This window comes from Streptomyces sp. AC512_CC834 (assembly GCF_019049325.1).
Classification (GTDB): Bacteria; Actinomycetota; Actinomycetes; order Streptomycetales; family Streptomycetaceae; genus Streptomyces.
Genome location: NZ_JAGMUO010000069.1, coordinates 1 through 9,203 on the forward strand (window position 1 = coordinate 1; position 9,203 = coordinate 9,203).

Below are 9,203 nucleotides of genomic sequence, written 5' to 3' on the forward strand. Positions count from 1 at the left end.
GTCACTACGTGACGGAACGTTGTAACGTCGCTACGCGACTCAAGAGAGCTGGCTAGAGGGAAGGGGTGGCACTCAGGGGGCCGTTACATCTTTCAGGAGGGGTTGAGATGGCGTCTGCGACGCCATCTACGTACTGGGGGTTTCCCGTCCTACCGGTCATCCTTGGGGTCCAGTAGTGGCCGGTGTAGACGTTGTCGGTGCGTTCCACCTGGCCGGTTGTTGCACATCGTGTTCGGGCCCCCAATGCCGGCGTCTTGTGTACCCGATCGTGTCACGCCATTGTGTACCGCGCAAGTTCTGTAACGGTGACTCATTGTACAAGCCCCTTCCTCTTAGAGGTCTAGACATGAACTGATTGGAGCAGAGGTCTATCGACGGCGATACGTTTTTGTGTATCTCGGTTTCAATTTTCAGGGGAAGTTTTTCGAATGGCGTTATATTATCGCGCTGCTACCGGAGGGTGAATATGTTTCGTACCGGCCTTCTCTGCCATCTGAATTCTCATCCGAAGCATCGCGGATTTCTTGGTTCCGGTTTTCGCTCTTCCAGTGGTGAGGTCTTTCTGGAATCTGGAAGGAGGCAGAGCGTGGGGAGGGCGCCGGGGGTGGAAATCTGCGGGCCGACCTAACCGGTGATGTCGTCCCAGATCTCTTCGAGCCCGGCGACGTCGTCGGCGACCAGGGCATCGACCGCGTCGGCGACCTCGGCCACAGCCCGTGCAGGGCCGCGGCGCCGCACATCCGTACCCACGGGCGGGAGGCCACCCAGCTGTGAGCCGGTCACGGCCCTCCGTCCCTGCCCGGCCGCCGCGCAACCGGCTGAGTGCGCCCCGATCCCCGGCCGCGGCCGTACGCCCATCCCGCCCGTCCCTTACTCCTTCACTCCAGCCAGGGGACATGGGCAGAGCAGCTGCAACGGGGATGTCAGCACCCCGACCACGGCGAAACCGCGTGGCGACCTCCGTGAACGCGAGGACCGCCCGTCGGGTCGCGCAATAGATAGGCGCAATCTCCAGTGCAACAGCCACGCGCAACCCCTGTCGCAACTCCGTGCTCCTGGCCGACCGAGGCGCCCGGGTCACGCGGCCCGGACGGCTCTGCGGGCACGGACCAGCTGGCGCAGTTCGGAGCGCGCGGCCGGGCACCGAGGGTGACGATCAGAGCGACCGGCGGGTACCCGGCACGGGTGTGGCCGGGCCAGGTCCGCCGCTACCAGTGCACCATGCGGTCGGCCGGCTCCCGGTCGGCCAGGACCGAGTCGTTGTCGCGGACCTCGGTGCGGAACAGCTCGCGGTACTGGGGGAACTTCGCGGCGACCCGCTCCGGCGCCATGGTGGAGCGGGTCGACCTCGACCATCAGCACCGGCACCCCGATCTCCGGGGCCTGCCACACGCCGTCCAGGCGCACCTTCCGTTGGCCGCCCGGCAGCGGGAACTCGGTCTCGGTCGACCAGGACCGCACCGTGCCCACCCCGCCCGCGGCCCCGGGCGCGCTGCCGCCCAGGACGAACGCGGCGATCGTCTCGTTGACCGCCATCGCGTGCTGGGCACCGGAGCGCCTGGCGCCCCGGGCCGTGCCGCCCATCTCCGAGCGGACCATCCCGAGCACCGCAGCGGCCGCGTCCAGCCCGGCGGCGCCCTCCAACGCCACGTCTTGTGCCGGTCCCGGGTGTTGCCGTCCGAGGCGACCAGGCCGTGCCGGGCGAGATCGCCGAGCGCCTGCCGGATCGCCTTGTTCGACGCCGCTCCGGGTCGCAGCAGGCGCTGGAGCTGGTCGGCGGTGGCGACCTTGAGAACGCCGAGCGTGCCGAGGACGTCGGAGCGCAGCGCGGTGGTCGAGCCGTTCGGGTTGGCGGCGCTGCGCCGGTACGCGGTCCGTCCCGGCCGGGACTGCTGCGGCACTTCGACGGCGTCGGCCTGGTCGTCGTTGTCGCCGGGCTGGGCAAGGCTCTGACGGGTGCTCACGGACGACCTGAACCTACCAACCGACGACGCCACAACCCGCACCCCCACCCCATACCGGAACCAGGCCATCGTCCTGCGCGACCACTCGATAGGGTGACCTTGCCGGGGACCGCCTCGGCTCCTACACGATGCGGGTGGTCTGGGACGAGCGGGGGTTCGTGGTGGTGAACGTTCTGCCCCCCGCGCAGGCGTTGGCCCGAGCGACGGCCGTCGGCGGGCGTGTGGCTGACCTGGTGCAAAGGGAACCCCAAGGCGCTGACCAGGTATGCCCCTGGGAGCTCGTCATGACCCTCAGCAGTGGTCCGGAGGACCGGGCGGCGGCGGCGTGGATCATCGCCGACGAGATCATGTGGGAACGCACCGGCGGGCGGCCCCGGTCGTACGGGAAGTGGCGCGAGGCCACCCTGAACGGGACGAAGCTGACCGGGAAGGACCACACCCTCGTCAAGGGCTTCGCGGAACCCGTCTTCGAAAAGGCTGCCGAGAGGAAGGAGCACAACCACGGGCCGGCCGGGCACGTCGGCGAGTGGCTCTGGTACCTCCTCACCCGCGACCTGTTCGAGGACCCGGCGCGCACCGTGGAGATCCTCAGCCCGCCGAAGCCCGCCGTGAACGACGGTGGCGGTGACGGCCTCATCGTCTACCGGGAGGACGGGACGGCCCGGGGCTTCTCCTTCCGCCTGTGGGAGATAAAGAAGTACACCGGCTCGGCGAACAAGCCAGGCGGGTCGATCTACAAGGGCTGGACGCAGCTCAGCACCAAGGCACAGACCTACCTGGGGATGCTGTCCTGGGGCGACAAGCTGCTCGCCGACGACACCCGGGAGTTCGTGGGCAGCCTGGCCGAGCAGTGGGTGGACGAGGAGGAGTCGTCCGGCGGCGGGGTCAGCGTCGCGCTGAACGCCACGGCTGTCCCGGCCAAGGCCTTCCATCTCGCACATACGCACTTCACCACCCACAAGCACTCCGGCGCACTCCAGGGACTGGTGGTGGCGATCGACGATCTTGAGGGCTTCGCCCAGTACGTGAGGGAGTACGTGTGGACCGCACTCTAGACCCGGCCGTGCTCGCCTCCGCCCTCGGCGAGTACCGTCCCGGCGGGGTCCTGCCTTCGGCGCAGGAGTTGCTGGAGGCCATCACCAAGTTGGAGATCGGCGCCTTCCGCGGGGACAAGGAGATCGCGGACGGTGTGCTGGCGACCGCGTGGCTCCTGCACGGTCTGGCTGCGGTCGAGCCGGGGAGCCCCGGGTTCGATCCCGTGCGGATGCGGCAGGCGCTCGCGGTCAGCGCGCACGTGATGGACCTGGCTTTGGCCGACGGGCGGCGCTCCCCCGCCGAGCAGTTGCAGATCGCCTTCGCCGCCCAGGCCGGCTACCGGCGGTGCGAGCAGGAACCGAACGCCACCGCCGTCTTCCGCCAGGTCAAGACCCTGGTGAACGTCACGTCCTCGCTCGCGGCACACATCGACACCCTGGCCCTAGAGGCCGGCGTCGTCTTCCTGGGCTTCGACCGGACCGACCTGAACCGGACCCTGTCCGCCTGGCGTCGGCAGTTCGCAGAGCTCCGCGAACTGATGGATGGCGAGCCGCTCGCGGGCACGATGTACGGACCGGCCGAAGCCGTCGTCGAAGCGGTCCACCTCCTGCGCCTGTTCCTCTCGTTCGGCGAGCCGGGCCGCCTGCAGGGCGCACAGGACCTGCTGGGCAGCGTGCTGGACGGGCGGGCCGGCCGCAGCGACCCGACCGCCCGGTGGGTCGCAGCCCACCTCCTCGGCCTGAGCGGCGAGATGGCCGCCAGCAGCCTGTACACGCTGCTCCCGCAGGGGACGCCGGATGCGGTCGCCCAGACCTTCGCGATGTCCCACCCGCCGGTGATGACTCTGTGGCGCCCGCAGCGCCAGTTGCTGAACCTGGAGCGGGGCAACCCGGTCGACCCGGCCACCGGCCGGAGCCTGATCAGCGTGCCCACCAGCGCGGGCAAGACGCTGATGGCCCAGCTGGTGATCTGCTCCCACCTGGCGCAGAAGCCCGGCCGCGTGGTCTATGTGTCGCCGATGCGCAGCCTCGGCCGGGAGATGCGGGCCGCGCTGCGCGGCCGACTACGGCTTCTGGAACGTAAGCTGGTTGCCGAGCAGCCGGACTTCCCGCTCGCCGACGGCAGTGGCTCCCTCGTCGGGGACGTGGACATCGTGACCCCGGAACGGCTCATGCACATGGTCCGCAACACCCCGGGCGAAGCGCTGGACGAGGTCAGCCTCATCGTCGTCGACGAGGCGCACCACCTCGCGCAGGGCCGACGCGGTTTCGTTCTGGAGAGTCTGCTCGCCCTGCTGCGGAATCGCCCCGACGTCCGGCTGGTGCTGCTGTCCGCCGCTGTCGGCAACCGGGCTGCCCTGGCTTCGTGGCTGGACCCGACGCGGCCGGCGGAGGAGGTGTACTTCACCGACGACTGGCGCGGCCCGCGGCGCCTGCACGGCCTCATGTACCCGCAGCTGCTCAAGGGCCAGGCCGAGCGCACCGTGCGTAAGCCGAGCAAGAAGCAGCCCTCCACCACCCGGGCCACCGTTCCGGTGGCCCCCCGGCTCGACGTCCGGCCGACCGCCGCCAGCGGCACCTTCGGACTGACCTTCCCCGACGCCGGCACCAGAGCGTACGCCTCCCCCAACTCCTGGCAGTGGAACAAGGGCACCAAGCTCACCGGCGGCATCCGCGACTATGCGGTGTTCGCCGCCGGTGCCGCCGCCCTGACCCGGGCCGGCAGCGTCCTGATGGTTGTCGCCAGCAAGGTGATCGCCAGGAACGCCGCGGTCGCCATGGCCGAGCACCTGGACGTCCGCCCCGAGGCTGCGGCGCTCGCCGAGTTCCTGGCCGAGACCCTCGGCGAGCAGCACCCCTTGGTCGAGTGCACCCGCCACGGCGTCGCCTTCCACCACGCCGACCTTCCCGACGACGTCCTCCACGCCGTCGAACAAGGGCTTCGTGACGGTGACCTGCTGGCCATCGCCAGCACCACCACCCTCACCGACGGCGTCAACCTGCCGGTGCGTACCGTGATCATCAATCACACGGTCGAGGGTGATCCCACACGCGGGAACCAGAGCGGCCTCAGTCCCGCGAAACTGCTCAACGCCATCGGCCGGGCCGGCCGGGCCGGGCGTGAGAGCGAGGGGTGGGTCGTCCTCACCCGCCCCTACCCGCCCCGGGCCGAGGAGTTCGAGACGCTTACCCCCGACAGCGAGGGGCTCACCGTCACCTCCGAGCTGCTCAGCGAGGAAGCCCTGCGGTCACTGGCCCATGCCGAGCTGCAGCTGCAGAGCTCGCTCGATGGCCTGTTCGGCGTGATGGGAACCGTTGCGGCCGACTTCGCCGCGTTCGTGTGGCTGGTCCTGCAGACCCACGCCGGGGCCCTCCACGCGCCCGGCGACCGGCTGGATCCGGTGCGGTCACTGCTCGCGATGGAACAGGCCGAGGACCCTTCGGTCCCGGCCCGTTGGATGGCGCTCGCGGAGAAGGTCACCGCGGTCTACGACGCCACCGACCCCGTTTCGGCCCGTCGGTGGGCCAGCACCGGAACCAGCATCGGATCCGCCCGCTTCCTCGACCAGGTCGCCCGACGCCTCGCGGAGCAACTCGTCGCCTACGCGGCCCCCGAGGACACCCCGGCCGAGATCAGCATCTTCTTCGAGCCACCCGAGTGGCAGCTGGAGCAAACCCTGGACTTCCTTGCCGAGCAGGGCGCCTTCAAGGACCTCCTGCTGACGCCCGAGGCCGTCGGGAAGTGGAAGTTCACCAGCCCGCACAACAAGAGCTTCAGCGTCGACATGCCGATCGGCGACGCGATCCGGGACTGGATCTCCGGCACACCCATTCCGGAACTGGCCCGCGTCTGGGCGCCCGACATTCTGTCATCCCATCCCCGGATGCTGGAGCTGACCGTCCAGAGCATCAAGCAGGCCTTCGAGCACGCAATCAGCTGGACAGCCGGCGCCCTGGTCAACCTCGTCAACACACACCCCCTGATGACACCCACCACGCCCCGCCTGTTCGCACAGACGGCCTGGCACATCCGGCTCGGTGTCGACACCGAGCAGGCAATCACGCTGCTGACCTCAGGCATCACCTCCCGCCGCTTGGCCCACCAGATCGGCCGCGCCGCGGCGGAGGCCGGCATCGGCTCCGGTGAGCTCCGCACCTGGGTCGCCGATCAGCAGATCGACGGCTGGGTCACCGCGTACAAGGCGAACACGTACGAGGTCGAGGACCTCCTCGACTACGTAAGTAAGCCGGCTAACCCACTCAACGAACTGCTACGGGGCCGTCCCGTGACCATCCCTCTTGCATGGGTAGGCCCGGAGACCGGAGACGGGCCGGTCACCCTGACCCACCCAGGCAAGAAGCTGGCGACCATCAGGGTCAACCGCGACGGAAACCAGATCGCTGCCATCCCCGCCGCCCGGCATCACGCCGTCCTCACCTTGATCGACAGCGGCCTCGACCTCACCCACCACCTGGAAGACGGTCAGCTGGTCACTGCCCTGGCCGGCCCGTAGGGCATCGGCTGTGGTCCGGGCAAAAGACAGCGCTGACCTGTCATCAGCGGCGCTCCGACTTCAGTTGAGGCTTGCGGTACTGGGCCCCGGGGTGCTCGCGCAGCCACGTGGTCAAGGTCTGGGCGGTGCGGTCGGGCAGGACATCGATCCGCTCGCCGGTCTCGGCGTCGATGATCACGGTGGCGTAGCGGTGCTGGCGTTTGAGGGCGAAGTCGTAGACGCCGAGCACGCGCGAGACGCGCAGCGGCGGCGTCACCACCTGGCGCATGAGCATGCGCAGGGCGGTCGAGCGGGAGATCGCGCAGGCCAGAACGCGGCAGAGGCGGGAGCCCGCCCGGCCCGCCAACTCCTGTACCACGGAGTCGAGTTGGCTGGTCAGACGGTTGGTGCGGCGCTGGTAGCGCTCCACGACGCCGGGAACCTGCTCGCGGAACGTCTGCCGCGGGCAGTCGAGCACCGGGCACACCAGGCGCCGGACCCGCACCGAGGCGACGATCTGCCGTCCGTCCACCGGCACGTCCGCGAGCACCCGCCCATGAAACCCGTGCACCCGCGCTGTTCGCGTCCCGCACGCGGGGCACGGCACCGGATCGTCCCGAGTCCGCGCCGACACCCGGATGACCTCACCCTCGCCCGTCACGCCCTCGATGACCAGGGCCGACAACCCTGAAAACACCACAGACACAAGCTCATTGACATCGCACACACCGTGCCAACGACGACCGTCACCCTTCGCTACCACCGACTACGGGCCAGAGCCGCTCGTTCGACAGACCCAAAGATGCCCAAGAGGGGATGAAGTACATCAGCAGGCCGTCGCCTCGTCGGCGTGGTGGCATCGGTTTGTGTGCTTTCAGGCGCCGAGGCCGATGTGGGAGACGTAGGTGTAGGCGCCCCAGTCGGAGTCGAGTTCGCCGATGATGTCATCCCAGATCTCTTCGAGCCCGGCGACGTCGCCGGCGACCAGGGCGTCGACCGCGTCGTCCCAGATGTAACGGACCCGGAAGCGGCGTACGCGCAGGTTGGGGCGGCGCCGCGGCTCGAGGACGACGTTCTGGTTGATGGGGTGGATCTCCACTTCGGTGCCGTGGCCGCCGCGGTTGAGGTGCTGTTTCAGGGCGCCGGGGTTGTTGAGGATGTTGGCGGCGCGCAGGTTCCAGTAGGCAGTGTCGATGGCTTCCTGGTTCTCGGGGCGGGGGTGCCGGGTGCCTTGGGTCCAGGCGCGGATGGTGGGGCGGGTGGCGGTGATGCCGGCTTCGGCCATGGCCTGGGCGCCGCCGCCGGTGGTGGTGAGGTAGTTCATGCGGGCCATGAGGCCGCGGCGGGTGTGGGCGGGGGACTTGATGCCGCCGTGGATGATCATGCGTTCCAGGGCGTCTTCGAGGGCGCGGCCGAGGGCGTGTTTGCCGTGGATGTTTCCGGTGTCGAGGTTGGCGCCGTATGTTCCGAAGTTCTTCCATCCGTCGGTCGACATGTCAGGCGGCGGTCTTCCTCGGCAGGGTGTACTGGTTTTTGAGTTTCATTTCGGCGGGGCTGCGGCCTTCGGTGAATACGGTACGCCAGTCTCCGCCGGTGACGTGGAGTTCGTCCGTGCCGCGGACGCGGACGACAGTGAGGCCCTCTTTGTGGGCGCGGTGAGCCTTATACCAGAGGTTGGCGAATGCCTGGGAGCGGATGATGTGCATCCACTCGGGTCGGCGGATTTCGAGGTTGGCATTTGATTCGCCGAGGGTGGAGGTGAATTTCGAGTACATGGCCTTGACGTATTCGACGGCCACTGTTCCGTCGGTGTATCCGGCGGCTTCGCGTTCCAGGGCGGTGTGGCGGGCCTCGGCGAGGACGCGGCGGAATTTCTCCAGCAGGCCTTCGCTGGCGCCGCTGGTCCAGCTCTCGGCGATCACCGGCTGGTCGCACAGGTCGTAGCGGGCGCAGCGGATGAGGAGGCGGATGGTGGCGTCGGTGAGGACGACAGGGCCCGTCTCGCGGCGGTTGCCGATGGGGTCGGGGAGGTGGGGGTGGTGCCAGGTGGGGCGTTGGGTGAGGAGGTGGACGCCGGAGAGCTTGGGGTCGAAGCCGCCGTGGGGGTTGTGCCTGAGGGCGCCGATGGGCAGGTGGGTCTTGAAAGCGGCCATGAAGGAGGCGTTGGTGTCGAGGGCGTCCACGGTGACGGGGTTAAGGGCGCCCGTGTTGAGTTGGTCGGTGAGGTGGGTGTTGGTCCAGTTGTGGCGTCCTTCCCAGATTTCGTCCGAGCCGTCCTTGGTCTTTTTGTGGAGGATTTCGAGGAGTTCCGGATAGACGGTGTGGTCGTAATTCGAGCCGACGCGGGTTTCCTTGAAAAGGGCCATGGCGTCGGGCACGGCCTTTTTCACCAGGGCGGCGGTGGCGGCTTCGACGTCGCCGCCGTGCTCCTGGAGGGCCTGGTCGACCGCGCGGGTGATCTGGCCGGTGTAGTGGGAGTAGTCGCGGCCGGCGTAGGTGCCGCTGCTGGCGGCGGTGCGCGGCTGGGTGTGGTGCGGCGTCGGGTCGCTGGTGGTGGCCGCAGGGTCTGGAGTGGGTTCTGGCGCGGGCGTGTGCGGGGTGCTGGTCGGCTCGCTGGTTGCGGGGGGTGCGGAGCGGCCGGGGACGGCTACGGGTGGCCAGGCGGAGGCTCCGGGCGCGGCGGGGGCTCCGGGCGTGGCGGGGGCCTGGGG

6 protein-coding genes and 1 pseudogene are annotated in these 9,203 nt (G+C 69.0%); 2 read left to right on the plus strand and 5 right to left on the minus strand.

Features of this window, described 5'->3' with window-relative positions; genetic code table 11:
- Positions 1-624: 624 nt before the first annotated feature.
- Both KUM40_RS26025 and KUM40_RS42195 read right to left on the minus strand, forming a co-directional pair.
- Positions 625-783, minus strand: coding sequence for a hypothetical protein (locus KUM40_RS26025; protein ID WP_217168624.1), 159 nt, complete (start codon positions 781-783; stop codon positions 625-627).
- A gap of 425 nt (positions 784-1,208) precedes the next feature.
- Positions 1,209-1,331, minus strand: coding sequence for a hypothetical protein (locus KUM40_RS42195; RefSeq protein ID WP_302180900.1), 123 nt, complete (start codon positions 1,329-1,331; stop codon positions 1,209-1,211).
- A 917-nt stretch (positions 1,332-2,248) separates the two neighbouring features.
- Between KUM40_RS42195 and KUM40_RS26030 the strand changes: the two genes are divergently transcribed.
- Together KUM40_RS26030 and KUM40_RS26035 are read left to right on the plus strand one after the other, a co-directional pair.
- Entirely contained in the window at positions 2,249-3,019 is a 771-nt protein-coding gene (locus KUM40_RS26030) for a hypothetical protein (RefSeq protein ID WP_217168625.1), read from the plus strand.
- Entirely contained in the window at positions 3,004-6,513 is a 3,510-nt protein-coding gene (locus tag KUM40_RS26035) for a DEAD/DEAH box helicase (RefSeq protein ID WP_217168626.1), read from the plus strand. Before KUM40_RS26030 ends, KUM40_RS26035 begins: the two co-directional genes overlap by 16 nt.
- Positions 6,514-6,592: 79 nt before the next feature.
- Here KUM40_RS26035 and KUM40_RS26040 read toward each other — a convergent pair.
- The 3 genes and pseudogenes from KUM40_RS26040 to KUM40_RS26050 all read right to left on the minus strand — a co-directional run.
- Positions 6,593-7,189 (minus strand): annotated as a pseudogene (locus KUM40_RS26040) (transposase family protein); the annotation flags it as partial.
- 177 nt (positions 7,190-7,366) lie between these two features.
- Positions 7,367-7,987 carry a hypothetical protein gene (locus KUM40_RS26045; protein ID WP_217168628.1) on the minus strand — a complete coding sequence of 207 codons (621 nt, stop codon included), beginning with the start codon at positions 7,985-7,987 and terminating at the stop codon, positions 7,367-7,369.
- Position 7,988: 1 nt separating this feature from the next.
- On the minus strand, positions 7,989-9,203 hold a 1,215-nt coding region (locus tag KUM40_RS26050; protein ID WP_254395686.1), incomplete at its 5' end, for an acyltransferase.

Coding starts and splice junctions, on each gene's coding strand:
- KUM40_RS26030 (WP_217168625.1), top strand. CDS start 2,249: ATGACCCTCAGCAGTGGTCCGGAGGACCGGGCGGCGGCGGCGTGGATC.
- KUM40_RS26045 (WP_217168628.1), bottom strand. CDS start 7,987: ATGTCGACCGACGGATGGAAGAACTTCGGAACATACGGCGCCAACCTC.
- KUM40_RS42195 (WP_302180900.1), bottom strand. CDS start 1,331: ATGGCGCCGGAGCGGGTCGCCGCGAAGTTCCCCCAGTACCGCGAGCTG.